The 25012-nt window shown below is 40.4% G+C and carries 25 protein-coding genes; 1 reads left to right on the forward strand and 24 read right to left on the reverse strand.

Annotated features, from left to right (window positions below):
- Window positions 1-48 precede the first annotated feature (48 nt).
- From ACESSZ_RS01610 to ACESSZ_RS01675, 14 genes are all read right to left on the reverse strand, one after another.
- Entirely contained in the window at window positions 49-1146 is a 1098-nt protein-coding gene (locus ACESSZ_RS01610; protein ID WP_008979111.1) for an immunity protein Imm33 domain-containing protein, read from the reverse strand.
- A 114-nt stretch (window positions 1147-1260) separates the two neighbouring features.
- Complete coding sequence (locus ACESSZ_RS01615; protein WP_020990983.1) at window positions 1261-2022, reverse strand: TMEM164 family acyltransferase; 762 nt, start codon at window positions 2020-2022, stop codon at window positions 1261-1263.
- Between the two features lie 120 nt (window positions 2023-2142).
- A complete protein-coding gene (locus tag ACESSZ_RS01620; RefSeq protein WP_117547195.1) occupies window positions 2143-3069 on the reverse strand; it encodes a transketolase family protein in 927 nt (308 codons plus the stop codon).
- Window positions 3063-3887, reverse strand: coding sequence for a transketolase (locus tag ACESSZ_RS01625; protein ID WP_499842675.1), 825 nt, complete (start codon window positions 3885-3887; stop codon window positions 3063-3065). The genes ACESSZ_RS01620 and ACESSZ_RS01625 overlap by 7 nt, the downstream gene beginning before the upstream one ends.
- Window positions 3888-3958: 71 nt before the next feature.
- On the reverse strand, window positions 3959-4732 hold the full coding sequence (locus tag ACESSZ_RS01630) for an HAD-IIB family hydrolase (RefSeq protein ID WP_117547193.1): 774 nt from the start codon (window positions 4730-4732) through the stop codon (window positions 3959-3961).
- Between the two features lie 87 nt (window positions 4733-4819).
- Window positions 4820-5467: a dihydroxyacetone kinase subunit DhaL gene (dhaL, locus tag ACESSZ_RS01635; RefSeq protein WP_008689361.1), complete on the reverse strand. Its 648-nt coding sequence runs from the start codon at window positions 5465-5467 to the stop codon at window positions 4820-4822.
- A 3-nt stretch (window positions 5468-5470) separates the two neighbouring features.
- Window positions 5471-6481 carry a dihydroxyacetone kinase subunit DhaK gene (locus ACESSZ_RS01640; RefSeq protein ID WP_119983192.1) on the reverse strand — a complete coding sequence of 337 codons (1011 nt, stop codon included), beginning with the start codon at window positions 6479-6481 and terminating at the stop codon, window positions 5471-5473.
- Window positions 6482-6492: 11 nt separating this feature from the next.
- Window positions 6493-6939 carry a ribose 5-phosphate isomerase B gene (rpiB, locus tag ACESSZ_RS01645; RefSeq protein WP_008689363.1) on the reverse strand — a complete coding sequence of 149 codons (447 nt, stop codon included), beginning with the start codon at window positions 6937-6939 and terminating at the stop codon, window positions 6493-6495.
- Window positions 6940-7076: 137 nt separating this feature from the next.
- Window positions 7077-7991: a cupin domain-containing protein gene (locus ACESSZ_RS01650; RefSeq protein WP_008689364.1), complete on the reverse strand. Its 915-nt coding sequence runs from the start codon at window positions 7989-7991 to the stop codon at window positions 7077-7079.
- Window positions 7992-8015: 24 nt separating this feature from the next.
- Window positions 8016-9065 carry a PTS fructose transporter subunit IIC gene (locus ACESSZ_RS01655; protein ID WP_008689365.1) on the reverse strand — a complete coding sequence of 350 codons (1050 nt, stop codon included), beginning with the start codon at window positions 9063-9065 and terminating at the stop codon, window positions 8016-8018.
- Between the two features lie 25 nt (window positions 9066-9090).
- The gene (locus tag ACESSZ_RS01660) at window positions 9091-9384 is read right to left on the reverse strand and encodes a PTS fructose transporter subunit IIB (protein WP_008689367.1); all 294 of its coding nucleotides are present in this window, start codon (window positions 9382-9384) and stop codon (window positions 9091-9093) included.
- A gap of 20 nt (window positions 9385-9404) precedes the next feature.
- Window positions 9405-9875 (reverse strand): PTS sugar transporter subunit IIA, encoded by a 471-nt coding sequence (locus ACESSZ_RS01665; RefSeq protein WP_008689368.1) that lies wholly within the window; start codon window positions 9873-9875, stop codon window positions 9405-9407.
- A gap of 15 nt (window positions 9876-9890) precedes the next feature.
- Complete coding sequence (locus tag ACESSZ_RS01670; protein ID WP_008689370.1) at window positions 9891-10775, reverse strand: class II fructose-bisphosphate aldolase; 885 nt, start codon at window positions 10773-10775, stop codon at window positions 9891-9893.
- Between the two features lie 12 nt (window positions 10776-10787).
- Entirely contained in the window at window positions 10788-11651 is an 864-nt protein-coding gene (locus ACESSZ_RS01675; RefSeq protein WP_008689372.1) for a sugar phosphate isomerase/epimerase family protein, read from the reverse strand.
- 306 nt (window positions 11652-11957) lie between these two features.
- Between ACESSZ_RS01675 and ACESSZ_RS01680 the strand changes: the two genes are divergently transcribed.
- Entirely contained in the window at window positions 11958-13952 is a 1995-nt protein-coding gene (locus ACESSZ_RS01680) for a BglG family transcription antiterminator (RefSeq protein ID WP_008979119.1), read from the forward strand.
- A 264-nt stretch (window positions 13953-14216) separates the two neighbouring features.
- On the opposite strand, the gene ACESSZ_RS01685 is transcribed toward ACESSZ_RS01680, so the two are convergent.
- From ACESSZ_RS01685 to ACESSZ_RS01730, 10 genes are all read right to left on the reverse strand, one after another.
- The gene (locus tag ACESSZ_RS01685; protein ID WP_008689374.1) at window positions 14217-14765 is read right to left on the reverse strand and encodes a DUF1836 domain-containing protein; all 549 of its coding nucleotides are present in this window, start codon (window positions 14763-14765) and stop codon (window positions 14217-14219) included.
- 106 nt (window positions 14766-14871) lie between these two features.
- A complete protein-coding gene (locus ACESSZ_RS01690) occupies window positions 14872-16146 on the reverse strand; it encodes a hypothetical protein (RefSeq protein WP_119957462.1) in 1275 nt (424 codons plus the stop codon).
- Window positions 16143-16976, reverse strand: a complete 834-nt coding sequence (locus tag ACESSZ_RS01695) for a hypothetical protein (protein ID WP_412292946.1) — start codon at window positions 16974-16976, stop codon at window positions 16143-16145. The genes ACESSZ_RS01690 and ACESSZ_RS01695 overlap by 4 nt, the downstream gene beginning before the upstream one ends.
- The gene (locus ACESSZ_RS01700) at window positions 16960-17691 is read right to left on the reverse strand and encodes an ATP-binding cassette domain-containing protein (protein ID WP_331866795.1); all 732 of its coding nucleotides are present in this window, start codon (window positions 17689-17691) and stop codon (window positions 16960-16962) included. Before ACESSZ_RS01700 ends, ACESSZ_RS01695 begins: the two co-directional genes overlap by 17 nt.
- A 263-nt stretch (window positions 17692-17954) precedes the next feature.
- Window positions 17955-18593, reverse strand: a complete 639-nt coding sequence (locus ACESSZ_RS01705; RefSeq protein WP_008689378.1) for an ECF transporter S component — start codon at window positions 18591-18593, stop codon at window positions 17955-17957.
- Between the two features lie 396 nt (window positions 18594-18989).
- Window positions 18990-19955 (reverse strand): P1 family peptidase, encoded by a 966-nt coding sequence (locus ACESSZ_RS01710; protein ID WP_331866796.1) that lies wholly within the window; start codon window positions 19953-19955, stop codon window positions 18990-18992.
- An 89-nt stretch (window positions 19956-20044) separates the two neighbouring features.
- Entirely contained in the window at window positions 20045-21172 is a 1128-nt protein-coding gene (gene nagA / locus ACESSZ_RS01715; protein ID WP_331866797.1) for an N-acetylglucosamine-6-phosphate deacetylase, read from the reverse strand.
- 31 nt (window positions 21173-21203) lie between these two features.
- Entirely contained in the window at window positions 21204-22343 is a 1140-nt protein-coding gene (locus ACESSZ_RS01720; RefSeq protein ID WP_270373374.1) for an ArsR/SmtB family transcription factor, read from the reverse strand.
- A gap of 92 nt (window positions 22344-22435) precedes the next feature.
- Complete coding sequence (locus ACESSZ_RS01725; RefSeq protein WP_008689385.1) at window positions 22436-24262, reverse strand: ABC transporter ATP-binding protein; 1827 nt, start codon at window positions 24260-24262, stop codon at window positions 22436-22438.
- Window positions 24213-24950, reverse strand: coding sequence for an ATP-binding cassette domain-containing protein (locus tag ACESSZ_RS01730; RefSeq protein ID WP_499842676.1), 738 nt, complete (start codon window positions 24948-24950; stop codon window positions 24213-24215). The genes ACESSZ_RS01725 and ACESSZ_RS01730 overlap by 50 nt, the downstream gene beginning before the upstream one ends.
- Between the last annotated feature and the right edge of the window lie 62 nt (window positions 24951-25012).

Genomic DNA, 25012 nt, shown 5'->3' on the forward strand with positions numbered 1-25012 from the left:
TAATTTGCTTTAGAAAGTCAATGCCTGTAAGAGAATCGTAAGAACAAGCTAAGCTTCTTTCGAAGAAATCTTATGTAATAAATCATCTTCCTTGCGCGCATACGCACTGCCCACCTCATCTGTGAGGAAAGGTTGAATTTCCGGGTCATAATTACATAGTGTATTTAATTTATAAATGCCGCAATGATAAGGATCATCGAGATATTCCTGCGTTTCATCACCAGCCATAAAACGCCAGCCGCTATCCCATTCCTGCTGTGGTTCTTGTCGATACATATAACCGATTCGACAACCATCTACCAAAATGCGGTCACTGGCAATACAGCCATCTCCGCCTTCCCAATCATGGAGCAATTGTAATATTTCTTCCTTGGACTTCACAAATTTTTTGGGCATCGTCTGATACCAGCCATGTACGCCCCAAGCACCGCCTTCACTCAACAGCTGCTGCAACAATCGCATATGCAGCTGGAATAAGCCATCTGCCTCTTCATCCGTGCCACCATTACGCAAATTAAAATATAAGGCGCCACATAAAGAGCTTAAGGCAAATTCTTGCCAGTTCGCATACCAGGAAGACACCCTGCGGGCAATTGGCAAACAGCGTTTCCAAAAGGCTTCTTCATCAATCAAATGACAGGCATACGCTCTGCGATATAGACCAATGATCTCATTGGCATCCCAAGCATAAAAGCCTTTGTCTTGTGTGAATGGATAAAAAAGCTGTGCATAACTTTGAAAATGCTCAAACATGGTTTTTGCTTCCGGCTGCAGATCTTGAAGATCAAACATCGGCTGTTCTTTCCAAAATGATAAAAATTGAACATATTCGCGGTGTGTTGTAAACAGATGTTCACAGCAGGCCTCCAAGCTTGTCACATCCTTTATGCCATAAAGCTTATCCAGATGGTTTCGCACTTCTTGCGCCTGTTCATCATTACACACATACATCTGTTCATAGCCCATATGCTCTGGGATGCCTGGCGTCTTACGGCAGGCTGAAATACCGCTGAGCAGTAATGTAAATTTTTTTAAAGATATTTCGCCGCCTGAAAGAGCATTGCGACACATCGCAGTGTATGCCTCTTGTATCTGCGGCAATAATGCCTTTGTGTGGCTCCATGTTGTTTCCTTTTGTTTTGTCATATATAATCTCCTGTTTCTTTCTTCTTATTTTACTATAAGAATCGCTTTGTGCATAGTCAATACGGATGACTTTTCCTTAAACATGACAAAGATAAAGAAAACAGCATACTTCCTCTACGATGCTGCTTCTTCTTTGCTTGGATAGCCATATACTTTACGTAATAGATAGACAACAATGCATTGAATGACAAACAAAGCGGCTAAGACCGCCGGCAAAAATAAGAAAATACCGGTCAGCTGATATAAGCTAGCTACCAAAGCGATTTTCGGTGGAACACCGACAAACATATATTGGGTATCCAGCATCAGATTGACAATAAAGGCGATGGAAAACATACAGCAAATAATCAAATAGTTTTTCTTCATATAGCGATATTGTAAAAGCGTAGTATCACTTAATTGAATGAGCGAAAATAAGAGAAAGGCGCCATGTAAGATATAGAAATTGATTGTGCGATAAGATACGATTGGATATAAGCCGGCAATATTCGCAGGATAAATCATGGCTACCCCTCCAGCAACTAAGCCAACTACCCCACTAAAGAAACGCAAGCTATTTTTTTGTGTAAAGACACAGGCAGCATTCATATAAACACAGCAGCTGCAAAGTTCTAAAGGCAAGATCTGAATCCATACCTGTTCATGACAGTTAAGTAAGAGCCATAGCGTATATATGGCCTCTTCGATTAGAAAATATAAAGCCATATAGATCTGAAACTTTCGTTTGTTAGATGTGTTAAGCGTGGTGTAACGATGATACAACGCATAAATGATGATGCCCATGAGGCATAAAAAACACAAGTGCGCAATAGAAAAAGTCTGAAATGGTGCAGCCATTGACTTGATTTCGGTATAATATGTAAAAAAATCCTTCATGTAAATCACCCTGTTTTATTTTAGCATAATTTCTACTGAAAGTTCTTAGGATATCTTAATTAAAAAGAAAACATGTTCCTCGCTCATCATTCACAGAACATGTTTATGCAATTATCTTTGTTATTGAAAGGGTTGTGTTAAAATCGTGTTTACAATAGTTTTTGCATCAATGCCATATTTATGCAAGACATCTTGAGGGGTTCCACTTTCTCCATACACATCGAAAACACCTACCATGCGCAACGCACAGGCATGTGGCTGCTGCGCAAGAACTTCGGCAACGGCACTGCCTAAACCACCGATTATAGAATGCTCTTCTGCCGTTACGATCAGCTGATGATCCTTCGCCAGCGAACATAACAATGCTTTATCAATTGGTTTTATGGTATGCATATCGACAATCGTCGGCACAAATGGTAATTGTTTTGCTGCCTGTAAAGCTTCTTGGACCATGATCCCACTGGCTACGATGGCTACTTTTTCCCCTTTCTGTAGGACATTCCCTTTTCCTATCGTAAACGGCATATTTTCATCATAAACCGTATCAACAGCCATTCGACTTAAGCGAACATAACAAGGACCATCCATCCTCGCTATGGCCTTGATCATCTGGGTGGTCTGCTGTGCATCACAAGGCTGTAAGACACACATTCCGGGAATCGTGCGCATCAATGCCAGATCTTCATTACATTGATGAGTAGCACCATCTTCTCCAACGCTTAATCCGGCATGAGTTGCACATATCTTTACATTCAGATGTGGATACCCGATTGCATTGCGAATCTGTTCATAGGCTCTTCCTGCCGCAAACATCGCAAAGCTGCTGGCAAATGGGATCTTGCCACTGGCTGCCAAGCCGGCTGCCACGCCCATCATGTTACTTTCCGCGATGCCCATATCAAAATGACGCTGTGGACATACTTTTTTCGCTTCGCTTGTTTTCGTGCTTCCTGCTAAATCAGCATCTAAAACAACAATGTCAGGATTTTGTTTTACGAGTTGCGCTAACGCTTCCCCATACGCCTCACGCGTTGCCTTTTTTACCATTGTGCATCACCTCCTAAGTCCTTGATAGCTTGTTCAAATTGCGTTGCATTTGGTGCTTTGCCATGCCATCCTGCTTCATTTTCCATAAAGGATACCCCTTTCCCTTTAATTGTATCGGCAATGATCACCGTCGGTTTTCCTTTAATCTGACGAGCCTGTGCAAAGGCCGTTTTGATAGCATCCATATCATGCCCATTGATCTGCAGGGTATGACAGCCAAAGGCAATCGCTTTGTCATACAGCGAATCTACCTTCATGACATCATCCACCTTGCCATCAATTTGTAAACCATTGTGATCGATGATGACACATAAATTATCTAATTGATAATGGGCAGCACTCATCAATGCCTCCCATACTTCCCCTTCCTGACATTCCCCATCACCTAACAATGCATATATGCGATGGGTATTGCCATCTAAGCGATTTGCTAGTGCCATACCAACAGCTGCGGAAATCCCTTGTCCTAAAGATCCCGTAGACATATCTACCCCATCAATATAATTCATATTCAGATGTCCTTGTAAGCGGGTATTGATGCGGCGAAAAGTTGTTAAATCATCCTTTTCCAATAGTCCTTTCTCACACAATAACGCATAAAGCAGTGGTGCCGCATGACCCTTGCTAAAAACCAAACGATCACGTTTTTGACCTTGGGCATTTTCCTTTGTTATATCCATCTCATCAAAAAATAAGACTGTGCCAAGATCGGCAGCACTTAAAGAGCCGCCGGGATGACCGCTTTGTGCGCTAAAGATCTCCCACAGCACATCCTTACGCACTTGTCGTGCTATCTGCTGTAATTCTTCTTTTTTCATATCCCTTTATCCTAATCAGTAATCGTACAACATCCTGTAGCTCTTACCAATGATCCTTTCTTTCTATTTTGTTAAATCCAGTGAAAATGCTGACATGCCTTTTGAATACCATCCCTTACATTCGTATCCGTTACATAATCTGCTTTTTGTTTGATATCTTCACTGCCATTGCCCATCGCAATGCTACACCATCGTTTGTCAAACATGACAAGATCGTTGGTATCATCGCCAAAGACCACGACATCCTCGATACGACCATGGATACGTTCGATCATATGTTCAATGCCTTTATCCTTTTCATCATATTGAAACATTAAATAATTGCCCGCAAAGCGCAGATGTCCTAAGGTATTGCGCAGTGTTAAACGCTCTTCTTCTTCCTTTGGAATGGAAATATAAATCTTATAAATAGCACTTAGTGCATCATAATCTAACGTTTCATCAATGATGTATTCCGTTGGTTCTAAGCGTTCCCCCATTTGTTCACGAAAACGATTATCTTTGCTGTAGCAACGCAAGGAATCATCTAGCATTAAAAGAAGACCATAACCTAACGCATCTGCCTGTTTACAAATCGCTTTTGCTTTCGCCAAATCCAAAGGGCGATTTTCCACCAGTTCATGATCAATGACTAGGCCAACACCGCCATTACACACCATATTCGACAAGCCAATCTTTTCCATGAAGCCTCTTGCTTTATAATGAGCACGACCAGTAGCGATGCTGACAAAATGGCCTGCTGCTTCCAGCTTTTTCAACGTTGCTAACGCACTGGGAACAATTTCACCAGTTGCACGGTTCGTTAAGGTTCCATCTATATCAAAGAAAAAATATTTCTTGTGCATCTTTTTTCCTGGTAGTCATGTACATATCAAACATTTCTACCTTTTCCTTTCTAGAGAAAAGATGATTCTCAAAAGAAAATCATCTGTCTACTCTTGTGACTGCAGCTGCGCTAACATCGCATTTGCCATCGTTGTTAAAATGATCCAACAGGAGGTAGCTCCTGCATCCAGATGACCGCGGCTGCGTTCGCCTAAACGAGCAGCTCTGCCGATTTTCGCTACTAAATCCTTTGTGCTTTCTTTACCGGCTTCTGCCCCTTTCGCCATTTCTCTTAAGCACTGTGAAAACTCTGCATCTTGTTTGATAGCTGCTTGATAGGCCTGACAAGCCGGATAAATTGTATCTACTAATGTCTTATCGCCAACCTTAGCTCCAGCCAGATCCATCAAACCCTGTACCGCGTTTTCCAATGCTTCTAAAAAAGCTTCTTTCGTGATAGGCTCTGCCTTTTTTAAAACCCGGCTCAGCTTAGAAAACATGGTGCCGTAAATAGGTCCCATACTGCCGCCAATGTCCATGACTAAGGTACGTCCTAAGATTTTTAAAGCTTCCGCAAAAGAATCGCTTGGCTCAATGCGCTCCTTTGCCATCATAAAGCCTTTATTCATATTAATGCCGTGATCTCCATCTCCGGTTGCACCATCAATCTCACTCAAGTAAGATGCTTGTTCATGAATGGCATCGATGACTTGCAAAACGATACCGGCATTTCCTTGATTACGTAAGGTTTCCATAAGTTATCTCCTTGCCAACTGGGTCATACCCATGGTTTCTACTTCCATATCGACACATTCCTTTAATTCCTCATCCAATTCCATGATCGTTAAGGTTACACCATTCATTTCCAAGGACGTAAAGTAATTGCCGACATAAGATTTATAAATACAAATACCCTGTTCCTCTAAGAGCTTGGCGACTTCTTCAAAGAAGATATATTGTTCCATGACCGGTGTTGCCCCTAAACCAGATACCAACACAGCAACTTCACTGCCTGCTTTAAATGGTTTATCTTCAATGACCAAACGGGTCATTTCTTTCGCCATTTCTTTTGCCGTACCAAGTTTTTCAACTTTAATACCCGGTTCCCCATGATGACCGATACCAAATTCCATCGTTCCTTCTTCAATGGTGAAATTCGGTTTTCCATTCGCCGGTATCGTACATGGGCTTAACCCAACACCGACACTGCGTGTATGATCAATGGCCTTTTGGGCAGCAGCAATCACTTCATCCAAGCTAGCTCCCATCGCTGCCTTGGCACCGCCAACCTTCCACATGAAGATTTCTCCGGCAACACCGCGACGTTTCGTACGATCTGCTTTATCAGCACTGGCCACATCATCATTGGCAACGACTGTTTTTACGACGATATCATCATCTTCCGCTAATTCCATCGCCATCTTTACATTCATGTTATCACCGGCGTAATTGCCATACAAGCAGGCAACGCCCATGCCTTGATCAACCGCACAGAAAGCATCGTAAAATGATTTTGCCGTAGGAGAAGAGAAAATTTCACCAACGGCCACGGCATCGACCATATTCTTTCCGCAATAGCCGATAAACGCTGGTTTATGCCCACTGCCGCCTCCGGTAACGATACCAACCTTTCGCTTCTTAGTAGCTTCTTTTGAAATGACAACACGAGGATTATTTTCATCAACGCGTATCAGATCATGATGACAGCGCTCAAAACCTTTCAGCATATCTTCAACGACTTCATCACAATTGTTAATGATTCTTTGCATGTTGTTTCCTCCTATCTGTATTGACACTCGATTTCCCTGATCCTATCTACCTTTGCCTTACTTGCCCCACCGGCAAATTCACACTGCAGCCAGCGTTCCATCAACATCAATGCAGATTGGATGGCAATTACTCTGGCTCCCATGCAGAGAACTTGACAGTCATTGCTTTTACGGCTGCGTTCTACGGAAAAGACATCATGCCCTACGGCTGCGCGAATGCCTGGTATTTTATTGGCTGTGATCGCCATTCCGATACCGGTTCCACACATCAATATCCCTTTTTCGGCACGCCCTTCGACGATTTCTTTGCACAGCTTTTCTGCCGTGTCCGGGTACAAGGATGGGTTTTTATCATAGACTCCCACATCAATGACATCATACTGTAGTTCTTTTAATCGCTGATGAACTGCCTCTTTCATATCAAAAGCAGCTTCATCACATCCAATCACAATTTTCATTTTCTTCACCTTTTATATCATAATGATCAGATGAGTGGAGCAATTCCACTCATCTCATCGACGAATTCCTTTCGCAAGTCTGTAATACGAAGAACACGTTTTCCCTTTCTTGTTTTCTTCTCAGACAGTAGTTATTATTACAGCTCGGTAATCGCAAAGACTACTTTCACCGGTTTTGCTTCAAAGTTTACCAACTGATAGCTAACACCAGCTGGAATAAAGAAAGTATCTTCCGGTTCCATGACGAAGCTTTCTTCCAGCTCTACCAAATTCACCGTTACCGGTCCATCCACACAATACAAGGCGGCATCTCCTTTATGTGTATCAGGATCAGAGCAGCGAGGCCCATAACCACCGGCCGGCAAGATAAATTCACCAAAATGTCCATAGTCATTGCTGGTGATGAAACGCATTAGCATTGGATGACTGGTTCCATGCACATTGTTTAATTTTTCAAAGTCACGAACGGCATAAACGGCACCAGTTTCTCTAGCTTCTTTTGCATCCACTGGCCAATGTCCGATATCATCGGTACAGCCCTGACGGGAAATATCATGAATCTTATCGCGCATATTTGGTAATGCATCGTTGTTCGGTCCTTTGTAGAACTTTGTTTCTTCATCGGTTGGAATAACTGCCGGTGGAATCTGTTCGCTCCATGCCTTTGGTGTGATGAAGTACAGAATGCGCGCTTTGCGGTCTGAGAAATTATGACAGCAATGCCATGCGCCTTCCGGCATGAACAGACCTTCTCCGGTTTCTAAGTAAGCAAACTGGCCATTGCCGCTGCGCTGTACGACCGGTCCATCCAGGATGTAGTAAGATTCATCACCAGGATGGATATCCAATGGTGCAAATACACCACCAGGTCCTAATTCATAGATACCCAGCATGAAGGTATCGGTTGTAATCATCGTGAACGTATTATCACTGGTAAATGCGTTGTTTGGTGGATACAATGCTGTAGAATAATCCTGTTTACGAATTAGCATTGGTTTTTTATCCTCAGGTTTGAATGGGAAATTTCCCATGATATCAAATAATTTTGCCATAAACTTGTCTTTTCTCCTCTTTTCTTATTCAGCTTCAACTTCTTCGGCAGGAACATCCTTTTTTAATACGACTAATAAAGCAGCCGTAACAATTGCCCCAACTACCGCAGCAATGATGAAGTAGATTGGATTATTCATTGCAAAGGCTACAAACAAACCACCATGTGGAGCCTGAATGGTTAAGCCCAGCATATAAGATACGGTACAACCAACAGCAGAACCAGCCATCAAAGATGGAATTACTTTTACTGGATCACTGGCAGCAAATGGAATTGCAAATTCTGTAATCATACCAGCAGCACCTGCAAGTAAACCAGCTAAAGAGTTTCTTTCAGAGCTTGTAAATTTGCTTTTCTTAACAAGGATAGCGATTGCGATACCTAATGGAGGTGTGATGGAACCAACGAAGTTTGCACCCATGACCATATAGTTTCCAGTATCCATAGCAGCTAAAGCGAATGCATAAGCAACTTTATTACAAGGACCGCCCATATCAAATGCCAACATGCATCCTTGAATGATACCTAACAGCAATAAGTTTCCGGTTCCCAGAGAATTCAGCATATCAGTTAATGCATTGGTAACCGCAGCGATAGGACCACCGATGATGTATACCATGATAAGCCCCATAGCTGTAACGCCTAATAATGGAATGATCAAAGTAGGCAGCAAGCTGCGCAGCGTCATTGGCATAGGGATCTTCTTTAATAATAAGACTAAGTAACCAGCGATGATACCACCGATCAAACCGCCAAGGAAACCAGAAGCCTGATTTAAGCCCCAAGGATCGGTAGCCATCCAACCAGCGATCATACCTGGCGCAATACCTGGCTTATCGGCAATACTATAAGCCGTATAAGCACCCAGGATAGGTACCATCAAGCCAAAGGCTGCTTTTCCTAACCAGAACATTGTAGAAGCGAAGTTGCCCCCTTGCGCAACATCATTTGGAATATTATAGCCCCCCAACAGGAAACCGATGGCAATTAACAAACCGCCAGAAATAACGAATGGAAGCATGTAGGAAACGCCGGTAAGTAGGGCCTCCTGTATCTCTTTTAATTTATCTTTCATGTTTTCTATCTCCTTTTCATTAAGATTATTTCAAAATAATGCTTGGATCTTTGATGACATCATGGGGTGAGAACTTTTTGATCTTATCTTTATATTTATCAAAGCGTTCTGCCTTACTGATGCCGACATCGTTAGCGAATACGATCAAATCAGCAGCTTCAATTTCGTAAGGTTTCAGCTGATTTTCAATGCCCAATGCCCCTTGTGTTTCCACCTTACATTCATGATGGTTTTTCTTGCAGAATTTTTTTAATGCTTCAGCAGCCATGTAAGTATGCGCAATCCCCGTTGCACATGATGTGATAGCTACGATCTTCATCACAAACCCTCCTTTCTTTTTTATGAACAAGCCTTCATCAGTGCCAACATTTCATCATAGCTGTGCACCGAATCCAACTGATCGACAAATTCTTCTTTTGCCAACAAGCCGGCTAAAGTTGCCAATACGCGCATGTATTGATCTGCACTTTGATTCCCTGGAATCGCAAGCATAAAGACATATTTTACATCGCCCTCTTCTCCACAGCTCTGATATAGGAAGGGAGAGGAACAGCGACAAAACGCAATTCCGGATTTAACCACTTCATCACAGCGACCATGAGGAAGACCGATGAGATTTCCCATATACGTAGGTCCCATAGCTTCGCGCTCACGAAGTGCAGTAAGATACGCTTGCTGATTGGTTATAACACCGGCTTCGAAAAACTTTTCACTCAATAGCTGAAACATTTCTTCCTTACTGTTAAAGGGCGTATGATCTAAGATCATCGCTTCCTTTGTCAGCACATTTCCTAACTGAATATCCGCCATATGCGCTTACCCTTCCTATAACGTACAGGTTTTGCCGTTTTTAAATACAGCCAGCACTTCTTTTGCGTATTCCTTCATGAAACGATAAGCTTCTTCATCGGCTTCATGCCAGTATGCATTGCCATCTCTATCTTTCAGATATTCATACATGTGCTTGCTGCAAGCTTTTGCCATATAAGAGTAATAATTTACTTTGGATACCCCTTCATTGATAGCTGCACGTACCTGATCAGCATCAACTCCACTGCCACCATGCATGACCACACGACAATCTTTTGGCATAGCTTCCCGAATGGCTTTTACACGTTCGATATCCAATACTGGTGGTTCGGCATAAATACCATGTGCCGTACCAAAGCATACAGCTAATGCATCAACCCCGGTACGCTGTGCAAATTCAGCAGCCTGTGCAGGATCGGTAAAGGTTTTCTTGATAGTTTCATGTGTCCATCCTCCACCATCACCATGCGTATCATCTTCTGTGGAAGTCATTACTCCTAATTCTGCTTCCACGGTAACACCTAACTTGTGTGCCATTTCCGTAAATACTTTTAAGTTTTCCACGTTCTCTTCAAATGGCTTTGCACTCAAATCATACATGATTGAGCTGAATCCACAGCGCAATGCACGCATAACGAAATTATAATCACTGCCATGATCCAAATGTACACATACCGGAACACTTGCCTGTTTTGCATATTCCACCATTTTAGGTCCGATCAATTCAATAGGAATCAATGGATCATGCACCTGTGCATGGTCAATGATGATTGGTGTCTGCATTTCTTCAGCAGCATCGACAACTGCACGCAATGTTGTCATGTTTGGTGTGTTGATACATCCGATGGCATATCCTCCCGCTTCTGCATCCTTTAAAATTTTCTCTAAATTTACTAACATTTTCTTATCCTCCTAGTTAATTTCATCCGCAATCTTTTGCAGATTTGCCAGTCCCTTCACTGCCAGCTCTTCGCCGGTTTTCGCAAAGCTGCGCCAAATTGCACAATTCTTATTCAATTCTTCAAAGCTTGGATCAAAGCTTTCGATCGTGCATGGTTCACTGTAACCGATCTTTTTTAAGGCGGTAAAAAATTCCTTGAATGGTACCATGCCGGTTCCCGGAATCCCACGATCATTTTCATTTACATGGACATATCCCAGATATTCCTTGCCGCATGTTTCTACCGCTTTGGTAAAGCTTTTCTCCTCACGAATCATATGGAAACAATCCAAATGCACCTTGATGTTTCCGGTGCCAACATCTTTGCAATAGCGAACGCCATCTTCTGCGATGTTAATAAAATGGGTTTCAAAGCGATTCACCGCTTCGACACAAATATTAAGTTGTGGATGTACCTTTAACGCATATTCACCAACTTCTCGCATCGCTTCCACAGAATGCTTCCATTCTTCTTCGGTTCGCGGTTTTCCGCTTAAGCATCCCCAGCCGGCATAATTGACACCGCCAAGAATCGTGCTGCTTAATTCTTTATTGATATCAACCAATTGTTTCATCGCTTCAATACCGCATCTTCTGACTTTTTCATCTTCACTGATCAAGTTGGTAGAAGCATCCAAGGTCGTCGTTGTCACGGCTCTTAAGTGAGTTTTCGCAAGCTCTTCTTTGACCCGTTCCGTGGGGAAGGTTTCAGGATGGGCAATCGCAAAATCAATTACCTCAAATCCCAATTCTTCCGCTTTCTTGATGATCCAAAGATCTTTTTCAGAGAAGTTTTCTGTCCAGATGAAACTATCCACGCCAAATGTGATCTTCATGTTTCATCCTCCTTTCCTGTTTCCTTTGCTGCCTTCATGATACCGTATGGCAAGTACAGAAAGCAAATATCATAAAGCTTCCTTTTGCACGAATGCATGTGCAAAAAGATGCCCTTCTTTTCGCACCGATAAAGCTCCATCCGTGCAATGACTTTTATCCGAATTGCACCGCTTTCCGTGCAAAAAAAGTAAAAAAGAAACTTGCTTTTCTGAGCCATTTCCACTTACTGTGAATTTGTTTCTTTTTCTTTGAAAATGCTTTCTTTTACTCATAAAATTGCTATAATATGTACTGAGGTGATGTGAATGCTAGATATAACAACGGAGAAAATTATCCATATTCTTCTGGAAAAGGACGAACCGATAACATCAAAACAGATCGCCAAAGAGATCAATATGTCCTTAAGCACCGTGAAACACAATATGCGTTATGTCCGTGAATATATCGAATCCTGTGGTGCCGAATTACAGCTACTGCCGCGGAAAGGATTTTTGCTACAGGGGGAAGAAAAGCGTTTGCAGGAATTGGCCAATACAAGTAATGATCCTCGAAACAAAGCCTACTCCTTTGATTTTCGTAAACATTATATTTTAGATATTTTATTTCAGCGAAATTCAAATTATACCGTACAGATTTTTGCAGATGATTTAGCCGTAGGGCGAACGATCATCACAAAAGATCTGGAATTAATAAAAAACTGGTTATCGTATTTTGATTTAAAACTATCGATCATTAAGAATCGCGGGGTCTGTCTGCAGGGGAACGAATTTAATAAACGACAGGCCATTATTTTTGAAAATAATTCCTATTTCAATGAAGAAGAAACACAAACGCCGATGATGGACGGCATCGATTATCGCATTGATGCCCATTTTTATCATTACTTTCTGCACTGCTATCCCAACCAGGATCTAATGATGTTGCAGAAACTATTATTGGATGCTGAAACGACGCTGAAATTTACTTATGATGAAATTTCTTTCACACAACTCTGTGAATATATCGCGCTTAGTCTGATTCGCATCTCGACCGGTAATATCATCGAAGAGGCAAATATCTTAAACCGTGCTAAGATCAGCGATCTGCAATACGAAGCCTCACGCACGCTTATTAATACAGCATTGCCTTTTTACAATAAAGAAAACCTGACAATGGAATACCATTGTTTGGCGGCACAATTCGCTTTAAACGGCGCTTATGACAGGGCCTCCAGCACCATCAAAATGGATTATTATGAAGCCATTGCTGAGCAATTTATCCAAAAGCTGAAATCCATCATCGTCAATAAAAAAATCATCACCAACGATGGTCTGATCAGTGATTTGGGCATGCTGTTTCAAAAGAAGAAACTACAAAAAAGCTATCAGATGATGAATGGCACTTCCTTTATCCGCGATATCAAAAAAGATTTACCTTCCTTGTATGGAATTGTCTTAACAAACATTCAACCAATTGAACAAAAGTTACACATTAAATTCAGTGAAAATGATATTGCCTACATTACGATGCTGTTAAGCAATGCCTTAAAGGATGATTTATTTACCCTGCGTATCATCTTAGTGACGACAAAGGATGAAAACACCTCCCGTTATATCCGTCAAAAAGTATCAAAGAGTCTGTCCTTTCTTAACACAATCTCCACTTTGCATTATGAACAAATCAATCAGATTGATCAGGAATACGACCTCTTAGTCAGTCCTTTGCCGCTTACAGATAAAAGCGAAGAAGAGTATTTATTGATTAGTCCACGCTTCGATAATCAAGATATCTTATTGATTGATGAGCGTTTGAAACAGATCCAAAAGGAAAAACAATCCATTTTAGTATCAAATAATCTGTTCCATGAAAATCTAATTGCTTTACATTATCATGCGAAAACAAAAGATGAAGCCTTAGCATATGGTTCTTCCCTTTTGGAACAGCATCACTATGTAACACCGGAATTCATTACAAACATCAAGGTAAGAGAATCTATCTTACCTACCTCAATCGGGAATGGAGTCAGTATTCCTCATGAATATAAAAAACATGTCAATCAAGGTGCTATCTCTGTCTTAATCTTAGATCATCCAATTATCTGGGCAAAAGATGAAAAGGTTGACTTAGTCTTTACGATGGCTTTAGATTTTACAAAAAACAGTGAGATTGGATCCTTCTTCGCCCATTTTTATGAGTTGATTGAAAACGAAAGTCTGTTAGATCGCATCCGTCAATCCCAAGATGCTAGTGAGGTCATGGAAGTATTAAATGAGATAGGATTAACGGCAGGCCCACCGACTTTACCACAGGAAGAGAACTGAATTTATATCAAAGTTTTACAAACATCAAGCAAAAAAAGGAAGTCTAAACTCTGCCATACACAGAGGATGACTTCCTTTTTTCTGACTTTCCTTTCGCGTATCCATTTTTCTTCTTATGATGCTTCTTTCCTTCTTTGGGCAACTCATTTAGACTAAGAATAAATAACTTCTGATTCAATGATGCTTTTTCCTAAGTCACTTATGCCCTGCAAGTGTTACATACACGTTATCTATACCCAACAGCGTACCTTAGGCTTTCCCTTTTTAAAGTGTATTTTGATAATCATCTTGCAACAATAAAATCTTACGTGCGACTAATTTACCTGCTAACGACATTGCGGCCATCTTCATCGCCGTATTTTGTAAGGTGATACCTTCTAAACGCAGGCTTCCTTTTCCCTCTTGAATATGTTTAGCTACCGCCATCAATGCGAGTTCCAATTCTTCACAAAATAAATTATACGCTTCTTTTAAACCGGATAAATTTGCCTGATACTCAATTCCCCGCTTTACCTCACTGATGGTCAACACTTGTTTTAACACCGTAATTGCGATGAGATATGCAAGATGCATGCGACTATAACGTTTCTTTTCTGCTTTTGGTATTAATTTCAACTTCACATAATTATTGATCATGGCACTGGTTAAAATCGTTTCCTCTCGTACATCCCCTAACAAAGGGCGTAAATAGGTTTCCAATAAGGTAATCACCTGATCCATATATAAATCAAAGGCCGGTAACTCTTCCCAACGGGGAAGATGAAAGGTAAACAATGTCTCACTCCAGGCCATCAATTCTTTCCGTGTATCCATGTGGCATCACTTCTTTCTTATTTTAGTATACTGGTTTCTTTTCGACCGTCAATGTTTTTTACATAAAAATTCCCAAAGGGATAAAACCAACGAATCTTTGCAATGCTTAGTTATCTGCTATATATAATTTCACATCAAATTGCCACATGCCTGAAACATTCATACGCGTAGCAAGCTCTTCATAATTTTCTTTTTGATAAATTTGATCATACAAAGAGACGGCATCATTTTTCATTAGCAAATACCCTTCATACAACGTTTGTTGTGCATCATAAACCACAATTTTAAGACCATTGTTTCCGTTTTCTTCCATGGTATAAAGGATCTTGTCATGATAGATACAATGAATATTATCACTCAATTCCTGAATAAGTGGAATTTCATCAATCTGATGCAGCTGCTTATCATATACCTTTACAACCTCTCCACCATCGGTTTTTAAGAACGACACAAGCAATTCATCATTTGCCAACGTAATAAATCTTTGTACCATGGCTACCTCAGGCAATTCCACTTCTTTTAATTTCTTACCTGCAAAATCATAAGAAACAAGATAATCGTGATCGTTACGACGGATAAAGCAGGTGAGCTGATGTTCTTGAATGCTCATAAAATAAGGATCTTCTTCATCTATCTTCATCGCTGTAATACGTTTTACTTCCCCTTTTTCATCCACATGATAAATACCGCCGATATCTTCTTTACAGACATAGCCCTGCTTAGATAAATCGCTCATGAGATAGGCTTCACTGATGAAAAAATAGTAATCTTTCTTATTCGCCTGGCGAATTGGCTGATGTGCATAATTGAAAAATATATCGTAAGTGCCTTCGTCTCCCAGCTCATGGATGCTGTACTGATTTTCAGCATCTTTTACATACAGCACCGGTATTTTCTTCTTATCTTTTCGCATGATAGTTAAGGTTTGTTTCATATCATCAGGAAGCGCGATAACATTCATCGTATGCGCTTCATCAATATGATCGATCGTCAGACGATAACGGACTTCCTCTTCTTTTTTAGCAAAGTAACATCCGATTTGCTCCTGATTGCTGTCTGCATCACATAATGCCGCAATGTCTTGCATAGAGGCATCGTCTGCCATTGGTTCTGCCAGCACATAGATTTCATTAGGATCACTATTTTCCTTTTGCTTACCGAGATAGGTCGCCTTTGTTTGCTTGCCTTTCCCTTTGACAAGCCATTGTGCATAACCTTCCTGTATCTTAAATTCATAACCTAATGTATCTAAAACGGAACTGTCGCCATGATCCGTCTGAATGTAAAATTGCAAATCATCACGTTGTTGGGATATTCCAAGATACAGCACAAAGAAACAAAGCATGATCATCGGTAACAACAGCAAGGTATATTTTTTCATAGTCCCTTCTCCCTTCTTTTCTGCAGACGATGCTGTATTAGCCAATAGTTGAATATCGCAACACTTCCTGCAATCAACAAAATACCATCCAAAAGATAAGGAATTTGCATAAATTGCAGCACCTGCTCAATCGGTTCTTGCAGTGATGGATGCGTCTGGAGAAAGTCAATAATAGAAGTCGATAAATGACTAAAACGATACCAGCCAAATAGTAGGAAAATGACAGCAAACAGTATCAAAAAATAGATACCATGAGATAGGGGATGTTTCCATGCCTTCGCTATGGTAACACTAAAGAAAGCAAAGATAACACATAGTAAGAAAAGAAGCAGGAATTGTTCCCATGTTATAGGCAATATCGTATGAAGATAATATGCATGCAGAATGGAGCGAAACAACCCTGCCGAAGTCATTGTTTGTGTAAGTTGTCCTGCCATGATTTGATACATCGCAAGATAAAGCAGACCAATAATAAAACAATAGGAAAGCAAGAGAAAAACGATGGCAAAAAGTCTTCCGATCACACTGACATAGGAAGGCGCAGGCAGCAGCTCATAACGAAAAAGACGATGTTGCTTTTGCCGCCATAGCTGTGAAAAAAGCAGGTAACTTAATAAAAGCACTCCCGCCAGGATATCAAGCTTCCAAAAAAGAAATTGTTGATAATATACGACATGGAAGGGCAAGAGAGCACCATGATAGGTAAACGCCTGTACAAGATGAGCCAACACGACAAGCACGACTAGCGGAAATACAAAGACCGCATGATGCAGTAATTCTTCTTGCATGATATACGCACATTGGTGCAGCTGTTTACCAATATGTTTCATCGTCATCCCAGCCTTTCTCATCAAATAAGCGTCCGCTTGGTTCTTGTATATTTTTTTCTTGTATATCTTCATGCTTTGCCATTTCTTCTGTCATAGTTTCTTTTGCCAAAGGTTGGACTAGCAATTGCCCATCTTGCAGATAAAAAATGTTATCCGCCATTGCTTTAGCTTCATGCTCTTCTTTACATCCTAATAGTAAGGTCGGTACATGACCAAGGGTAAGACATTCTTGCCATAAAAATTGCCATTTCTTTAAGGACAAAGAAGATACCACATCATCTAAGATCATCAGCGGACATTGTGTGGCATAAGCGGCAATGATTTCCAGTATTGCTCTTTCATCTCTTTGTAAACGATATATACGTTTCGCAGCATCCAAATGACAAGTGTGCAATAGCTGTTGATAGATTGTTAAAGAAAACGCAGGATAAAATTGCGCCAGAAACTTCCCATATGCAAGTATCGTTTGTTCAATGAAAACACTGCCGTTTCCTGAGGCATAAGCAACATCCATCTTTTGTAACGGTTGCTCTTCCCACAGAATTTGACCACTTTGATACTCTTGTATACCTGCCAGACAAGCCAGCAGCTCTTTTACACCACTTGTGTCATCTCCACAAAAAAGGGTACATGAGGCCGGTGGTATTTCTACATTTAAATCATGGATGATGGTCTTATGATGTCGTTTTACCATCAAATGCGCAATTTTCAGCATAGGATCCCCTCATTTCTAATGTTTTTCATGCATTTATTATAACATGTCATATACGTTTATGTTACTTTATCATTGAAAGAAAAACCGCTAAGATTCCGGTTATATTTCTATTAATCAACGATGGATGAACCAGCGTGCTTATGAAAAGTGTCATATAACATCATGTATTCGCCATCCTCTCTTTATGTTTTAACAATGAAAAAAGAGCCTGGGACAAGGCTCTCATATATCTTTATATACTTCTTTAACTTTATTTAGATCTTTTATATGGAAGAATCCGCTAGTTTAAATTTGCGGGTTGCTGGGGCAACTGCTTTACAAACAACCAAACAGCAGATAGCACCAAGAATTGCTTCCGCAATGCCATTCGTTGTCACAACGCCAAACAAGACGCCAAGCAATGCCTGATAAGCCACACCTGCGACTTGTGCATATTGAGCACCAAAGAACAGATAAATACCACCAAGCACCAATACGGTATTCGTGATAGTACCAGTTAAAGCACCGGCAATGATGCTGACATTATTATTGACCTGCTTTTTCTGTAATTGTTCATATACCAGTCCTGCCAAATAACCTAATAATATTCTAGGCACAAAGGCAATTATCAAACTTGTCCAATTTCCGCTCATTCCTCCAAAGGTGATAAAAGGGGTAAAGACAAAGGATGTCGGTAATGGGCGAAAGGTTGCATTTAACATACTCGTTAAGCCAAAGACAAAGCCTAATTGTGCACCGGCTTTTTTGCCTAAGGTGATACCGGCAATGATGACCGGAATATGCATCGTCGTTGCGCTGATGATGCCCAGCTGGATATAACCCAGCGGTGTCAATACGAGGGCAATTTCAATGGCTAAAAACATTGCCATGAACGCCATGTACTGTGTCTTATGATTTTTCATGTTTTCCTCCTACTTTCGTTCCTTATGGATACGAGTGTTTTTCAGGTATTATCTGTTGTTGTCCCATTTTGTTGACGTCATTGGATCGTCATAAAACATCTTCTTTCAGCAGATAACAAAGATATTATAGGCGTAGTTGTTGTGATTTACAATGCTTATCTTCCAAATTTTGTCATGTAAGCGATTTCGTGAAGCGTGCATACACAATAATTTCTTTGATTCGTATACAGTTGCGGTAGAAATCATGGTAAGAATAGCTCTATCAAAAAAGCATAAAAGAAAAATCGTATCAATGACTTTTACATGGATGAGCAGTGCATTTGGATATTCTTATATGATGATCAATAAAAAAAACAGTTTGTATCCTTTGCTTCCATACAAACTGTTGCTTATCTTCTATTCTTTTACGATATCTTTGTGTGCCGGTAACCCATAGGCTCCTTCGGCATGCAAAACAGCATTGCGTATAGATATCGCAATTACCTCAGTTGCTAAGATGCCTACTACATCCGGCATGATTTCCACCTCATTTGTGCTAAGCACAAAAATCGTATCTCCATCACTCATCGTGTGGACTGGATGAATCGCGCGAGCATAACCATTATGCGCAATACCGGCAATTTTGGTACATTGTGCTTTATCCAACTTCGCATTTGTCACCACGCAGGCAATCGTCGTATTGCCATCTTGCAGCTTACGCAAATTCTCCATCTGCGCCAATGCTTCCTCATAGCTCATCATTTTCTGCAGCTCTTTTAGATACACACCGGCCAATTGTTCATTTGTCTGATAATCCACAACATTGCCACAAGCATTGACGGCAGTAACCGCTGCTACCTGCACATCCCCACTCTGGAGTCCATACATACCAATACCACTTTTCATCGCTTTATCAAAGCCTAAAAGCTTACCGACACTGGCACCGGTTCCGGCTCCATGATTTCCCTCTTGAAAAGGAAGCGATTCACTATTCACACACGCTTGATAGCCCATCTGTTTATCCGGTCTAACATGTGCATCTCCTACAGACAAATCAAATAAGGCTGCACCACATACTATAGGCACATGTGCCACCTGCATATCAAAGCCACAGCCTTGTTCCTCTAAATATTGCATAGCACCACTGGCGGCATCTAAGCCAAAAGCACTGCCTCCACTCAACATGACAGCATGAATCTGCTGTACCATATTGATGGGATTTAATAAGTCAGTTTCTCTGGTAGCCGGACCTCCTCCACGCACATCAACACCAGCTGTGGCACCTTCTTTGCATAGGATTACGGTACATCCGGTACCTGCTTTTTCATCCTCTGCCTGTCCAATCTGAATTCCTTTGATATCCGTCATACTGATTTCTTTCATATATGTTTCCTCCTTTTCAATAAGATGTTGGATAAAAAGTTTCGCTTATATTTTTTAATTGATGTTGAAACACTTACTAAAACAGACTATTATTGGATCTGAATTCCTTGGCGAAGCACTTGATGAATTTGAAATTGCTCATCCATGATCATGATATCCGCATCATAACCTACTTCTAAACGTCCCTTTTTCCAGCCATAAAGAGCTGCCGGATGAGCACTTGCCATGGCAATTGCCACTTCCTTTTGACAACCGCAATATGCGCACATATTACGCAGAGCATCACACAAACGTAAAGTACTTCCGGCAATGCGTCCACTTTCTTTCACAATGGCCTTATCTTTATCTACCAAAACATGTTTGCCGGAGAAAAGATATTCGCCTTTGGGAAGCTGCTTGCAAGGATTTGCGTCGCTTATTAAGACAATACGCTCAGCCCCAATCATCTTATAGGTTGCCTGTACGACATCCGGATGCACATGCACGCCATCTACAATCAGCTCACACATAAGCTTGGATAACACCGCTCCGGTGACCACACCGGGAGCACGATGCGCATGCTGACTCATTGCATTATATAAATGAGTAATGCCTTTTGCACCTGCTTTTTCAGCCGCTAGCACATCTTGGGCCGTACCACTGCTATGTCCCAACATCATGACAACACCATGGGCGGTACCATAGCGTATAAGTTCCATAGCATCAGGTAATTCCGGGGCAATTGTCATTGATTTAATTTTTGAAGAAATGCGCAAGTATTCTTTAAATTCCTCCAGCATGGGATCGCGCAGACATTCTTCCTTCATCACGGCTTTTTGCTGGCGATTTAGATAAGGACCTTCCAAGTGAATACCGAAAAAGCCATCCACTTCTTGTTTTTCATAATAGGTAAGTAACTGTTTCATATCCCCATGCGTTTCACAAACTAAGCTCGCTAGAAAGCCGGTAACCCCTTCTTCAGCTTCACATTTAGCAATTTCACTTAAAGACAACCCTTCCATATTATTAAAATCATAACCGCTGATGCCATGAGTATGAGTATCAATAAGTCCCGGACAAATATATTGACCTTTTGCATCCAGCATAATATCATAACTTGGTAAACTTTTGGTATCTGTCGTAATTGATTGTATGCGTCCATCTTCGATGATGAGGGCACCCGGTTGTGTTTTATGAATGCCATCCATGAGTATTCCATTATAAATACAGGTTTTCATCGTGTTCTCCTTTTTTATAAGTTATAGCTGCTTATTTACCCAGCAGTTCTTCTTCTATGCGGCTTAACATGTTGCGTATATAATCTTCATTCATCGTATAATATATTTTTTTCTTCTCTTCACGTATCGTGATAAAATTCGCCGAACTTAAAGCATTCATATGATGCGATACCGTCGCTTTTGACAGCTTTAATTTATCTGCTATTTCTTGTCCATACATTGTGTGCTTCCTTAACTCTTTCAATATCTCAAACTTGCTGTTATCCGATAATATTTTTAATCCCTGTAATAAATCTTCCTTAGCACTTAAATGTTTATCACGATGATATGAATCATCCATTAAAACTCCGATTATGTAAATGCTGCTATCAGCTTCAATCAAAGAACGTTTTAACCAGCCAATGGCATTTAATTCGGCAATGCTGGGAATGATCGTGATATCTTCTTGCCTTTGATCTTGCGTAAAATATGCATCATAACAAAATGTCTGTATCGCAATCGGATGTCCTAAGGCCTGTTCTTTCTTTACGGTAGTCTGCACATAGTCTTGAAATGCCGTAAGAATATCCTGATATTTCTCGATTTCATCCTGCAGGATGCGAATTCCCGGTTCCATAAGTTCCAGTAAATGCAGGAAATGATAACGTACATCTGCGGATACTTCAATCATTCTCCATTTATCATCACTGCTTAGATCTTGACGTTTTCGTAAATAGCCGATAAAATCAAAATCTTCTTCAAAAGCCTCTGGATTTTCCAAAGTAATATCATCGCTGCAACAAATCATCTGAAACGGCCGATGTCCATAGGCATCCATTAGGGATAATGCTTGTTCACGCAACATGGTAAGATCAGTTGTTTTATAATCAATATACGCATAACAGAGATCTTTCGCAATCGAGCATTCATAGCTTTCAAATTGAGAAAAATAAAAATCCTGTTCTTCCTGCGTTATTTTCACGGCCTTGATTACTTTCTTTTGTAATGCCATCGCCGCCTTTATTTTCTTGCGCAGCTGTTTTTCATCAAACAAATGTTTTTTCGAAAGGCTTTCATATAGCGCATCATAGGCTACTACGCCATAGACCTCTTCCTGTTTGCGATAGTTGCGTTCTAAAAAATTCATACATTCATATACCGGATGAAGAGAGGCAACTGTTACCGTAGTCATAATAAAATCATCTCCTGAAATATTTTCTTTTTTTTATTATCTCATAAAAGAAAGGAGAAGTACAAACTTCTCCGTAAACATTTTTCCTAATATTAAGATGCTTCTTGAAAATATGCTGCTTGTGCCGTCCATAATTGTTGATACAATCCATCTTGTTGTAAAAGTTGTGCATGACTTCCACGCTGAATAAGATTCCCATGTTCAAATACAAGGATATCATCACAAAATTGACAGCTGCTCATGCGATGGGAAATATAAATAGCCGATTTATTTTGAATTAATTCATTCAGATGTGTATATATTTCAATTTCGGAAAGCGGATCTAAAGCCGCCGTAGGTTCATCAAGGATGATCCAAGGCCGATCGGCATACAACGCTCTTGCAATGGCAACCTTTTGGGCTTCTCCTCCGGATAACTGAATGCCATTTTCCTGCACACCTAACATCGTATGAATATCGTCAGGTAAGGTTGCCAAACGTTTTGCAAAACCACTGCGATTCAATACATCGCGAATTGCCTCATCCTTCTCATTAGGAGTACAGGTGATATTTTCTTTTAATGTTCCCGCAAATAATGCAAAATCCTGAAAGACGACACCGAATTTATTCTGCAAAGCACTTAATTGTTTTGCTGTTACCGGCTTACCATCAATGCGAATCGTTCCCTCACTAGGCTCATATAAACCACACAACAACTTAATCAGTGTCGTTTTTCCCGCCCCATTCAAACCGACGATTGCCGTTTTTTTATGAGGTTCTAAAGTCAAGCTAACATCATGCAATGCCGGCTGATTACTGCCGGGGTATGCATAAGTCACATGATCAAACGTAATCACAGAATCTTCTTGTAAACTAATTTCATCACTGTCCTCTTTTTGATCTGCCAGCTGTAAGAAGGTATTATAATAAGACATATAATGGAACAACATCATTAAATCGGTATAAATAATAGGAAATGTCGAGATAGCATCATTCAATTTCGTTATTGTACCGGCATAAGTCACAAAATCACCAACTGGTATTGATTTTACATATACCTTTAAAATAACAAACATGTAGAAGAAACCATTCATCATATTTCCCAGGAAAACACTTTCGGAAAAAAGCATGGCAATGCGATGGTTGAAGATCGTAAAATATTTCAAAGAATTCTGTTGGCGCTGTGCCATTTCCTCTAATACGGTATCCTGCATCTGAAACAAGCGGACATCCTTCGCCATCTTCTGATTCAAAGCAACTTCGCTGCTATAATAATTGTTTTCTCGGCTTAACTTGGCATTTTGATCAAAGAACTTCATCCCTGCTTTGGAAAACTCCTTTGATAGATACTTACCAAACAAAGCATAGCCACATAATAACATCAGGAGAACAAGACCTGCCCAAAAAGTATCCATGAACCCTAGAATGCCCTCCTTGTTGGTACCATGGCAACTCAGCAAATAAAGCAATAAGCCAAAAGATATGACTATCGTACAACAAATTTCCAGCAAGGCAGAAAATTGAGCCATCATGACTTGGATACCACCATTCTGCATAAATCCGGCCTTTGCTTTTTCAATTAAATCCAAAGTATCTTTATCCTCTAATTTGTCATAAGAGAGATACATCGCCTTTTCACTGATATTCTTTTCTAACCCAAGCTCTAATTCCTTCACCGCGATATTTAAACGATATTCTAAAACATATTGACCGCCTTCACTTAAAAGCATACAGCATGCGAATAGCAGTACGCTTAGAAATAAAGATTGTGTATCCGTTTTTGCTAGGAAAAGATTGATGAGAATCGAAGTAAACCATAACGGAAGATAGGCAGTAAGGGTTTTTAACAAGGAAGCACTAAAACCATAAAATATAACATACGGACGTTGTTTATGAATCAAGCGCAAGATCGTCCACGCTTCTTGTAGTTGTGCTTTCATGTTTCATCCCTCCTTCCTGATAGTAACTTGCCTGTGCCTCAAACATTCTGGCATATAAGCCATTTTGCTGCAGCAGTGTTTCATGAGTTCCCATTTCTTTCAACTGTCCTTGATCAAATAAAAGGATACGATTCGCAAAACGTGTAGATGCCAAACGATGCGAGATAAAGATCGAAGTACACGCTTTCGCTGCACGTTCATAATTTTCATATAATGCTGCTTCCGCCAAAGCATCCAAAGCCGCACTAGGCTCATCAAGAATTAACAGATTTGCCTTGCGATATAAAGCTCTCGCCATCAATAATTTCTGTTGCTCTCCACCACTAAATAGCACACCATTCTCACTGATTTGATTAGAAATATATGTGTCCTCTTGTAATGGCAGCTGCTCCACTTTCGTTTTTAATTCACAACGCTCTAAACAATCCCAAACTAGATCCATATCAATGGTATCCTTTGTTTTACATGATACATTTTTCTTAACCGAATACGCCATCGCACAGGAATCTTGAAAGACGGCTGCGATATGGGTAAATAAATCTTCTTTCGCAAACTTTTTAATATCGATTCCATTAATGAGAATACGCCCGGATGTAGGTGTATATAAACCACATAATAATTTTATTAAGGTTGTTTTACCGGCTCCATTGCTACCCACGATACCAATCTTTTCTTTTATGTTAAACATAAAATAAATTTCTAATTATCTTTTCATAAGTTCTTATAACACCGATATATCCCTATTTTACA

The organism is Eubacterium sp. 3_1_31 (assembly GCF_964249515.1).
Lineage (GTDB): Bacteria > Bacillota_I > Bacilli_A > Erysipelotrichales > Erysipelotrichaceae > Longicatena > Longicatena caecimuris.

Coding starts and splice junctions, on each gene's coding strand:
- ACESSZ_RS01630 (WP_117547193.1), bottom strand. CDS start 4,732: ATGCACAAGAAATATTTTTTCTTTGATATAGATGGAACCTTAACGAAC.
- nagA (WP_331866797.1), bottom strand. CDS start 21,172: ATGAAAACCTGTATTTATAATGGAATACTCATGGATGGCATTCATAAA.
- ACESSZ_RS01650 (WP_008689364.1), bottom strand. CDS start 7,991: ATGGCAAAATTATTTGATATCATGGGAAATTTCCCATTCAAACCTGAG.
- ACESSZ_RS01625 (WP_499842675.1), bottom strand. CDS start 3,887: ATGAAAAAAGAAGAATTACAGCAGATAGCACGACAAGTGCGTAAGGAT.
- ACESSZ_RS01720 (WP_270373374.1), bottom strand. CDS start 22,343: ATGACTACGGTAACAGTTGCCTCTCTTCATCCGGTATATGAATGTATG.
- ACESSZ_RS01695 (WP_412292946.1), bottom strand. CDS start 16,976: ATGAAACATATTGGTAAACAGCTGCACCAATGTGCGTATATCATGCAA.
- ACESSZ_RS01690 (WP_119957462.1), bottom strand. CDS start 16,146: ATGAAAAAATATACCTTGCTGTTGTTACCGATGATCATGCTTTGTTTC.
- ACESSZ_RS01655 (WP_008689365.1), bottom strand. CDS start 9,065: ATGAAAGATAAATTAAAAGAGATACAGGAGGCCCTACTTACCGGCGTT.
- ACESSZ_RS01640 (WP_119983192.1), bottom strand. CDS start 6,481: ATGCAAAGAATCATTAACAATTGTGATGAAGTCGTTGAAGATATGCTG.
- ACESSZ_RS01680 (WP_008979119.1), top strand. CDS start 11,958: ATGCTAGATATAACAACGGAGAAAATTATCCATATTCTTCTGGAAAAG.
- rpiB (WP_008689363.1), bottom strand. CDS start 6,939: ATGAAAATTGTGATTGGATGTGATGAAGCTGCTTTTGATATGAAAGAG.
- ACESSZ_RS01710 (WP_331866796.1), bottom strand. CDS start 19,955: ATGAAAGAAATCAGTATGACGGATATCAAAGGAATTCAGATTGGACAG.
- ACESSZ_RS01660 (WP_008689367.1), bottom strand. CDS start 9,384: ATGAAGATCGTAGCTATCACATCATGTGCAACGGGGATTGCGCATACT.
- ACESSZ_RS01700 (WP_331866795.1), bottom strand. CDS start 17,691: ATGCTGAAAATTGCGCATTTGATGGTAAAACGACATCATAAGACCATC.
- ACESSZ_RS01620 (WP_117547195.1), bottom strand. CDS start 3,069: ATGGTAAAAAAGGCAACGCGTGAGGCGTATGGGGAAGCGTTAGCGCAA.
- ACESSZ_RS01670 (WP_008689370.1), bottom strand. CDS start 10,775: ATGTTAGTAAATTTAGAGAAAATTTTAAAGGATGCAGAAGCGGGAGGA.
- ACESSZ_RS01730 (WP_499842676.1), bottom strand. CDS start 24,950: ATGTTTAACATAAAAGAAAAGATTGGTATCGTGGGTAGCAATGGAGCC.
- ACESSZ_RS01685 (WP_008689374.1), bottom strand. CDS start 14,765: ATGGATACACGGAAAGAATTGATGGCCTGGAGTGAGACATTGTTTACC.
- dhaL (WP_008689361.1), bottom strand. CDS start 5,467: ATGGAAACCTTACGTAATCAAGGAAATGCCGGTATCGTTTTGCAAGTC.
- ACESSZ_RS01705 (WP_008689378.1), bottom strand. CDS start 18,593: ATGAAAAATCATAAGACACAGTACATGGCGTTCATGGCAATGTTTTTA.
- ACESSZ_RS01615 (WP_020990983.1), bottom strand. CDS start 2,022: ATGAAGGATTTTTTTACATATTATACCGAAATCAAGTCAATGGCTGCA.
- ACESSZ_RS01610 (WP_008979111.1), bottom strand. CDS start 1,146: ATGACAAAACAAAAGGAAACAACATGGAGCCACACAAAGGCATTATTG.
- ACESSZ_RS01665 (WP_008689368.1), bottom strand. CDS start 9,875: ATGGCGGATATTCAGTTAGGAAATGTGCTGACAAAGGAAGCGATGATC.
- ACESSZ_RS01675 (WP_008689372.1), bottom strand. CDS start 11,651: ATGAAGATCACATTTGGCGTGGATAGTTTCATCTGGACAGAAAACTTC.
- ACESSZ_RS01725 (WP_008689385.1), bottom strand. CDS start 24,262: ATGAAAGCACAACTACAAGAAGCGTGGACGATCTTGCGCTTGATTCAT.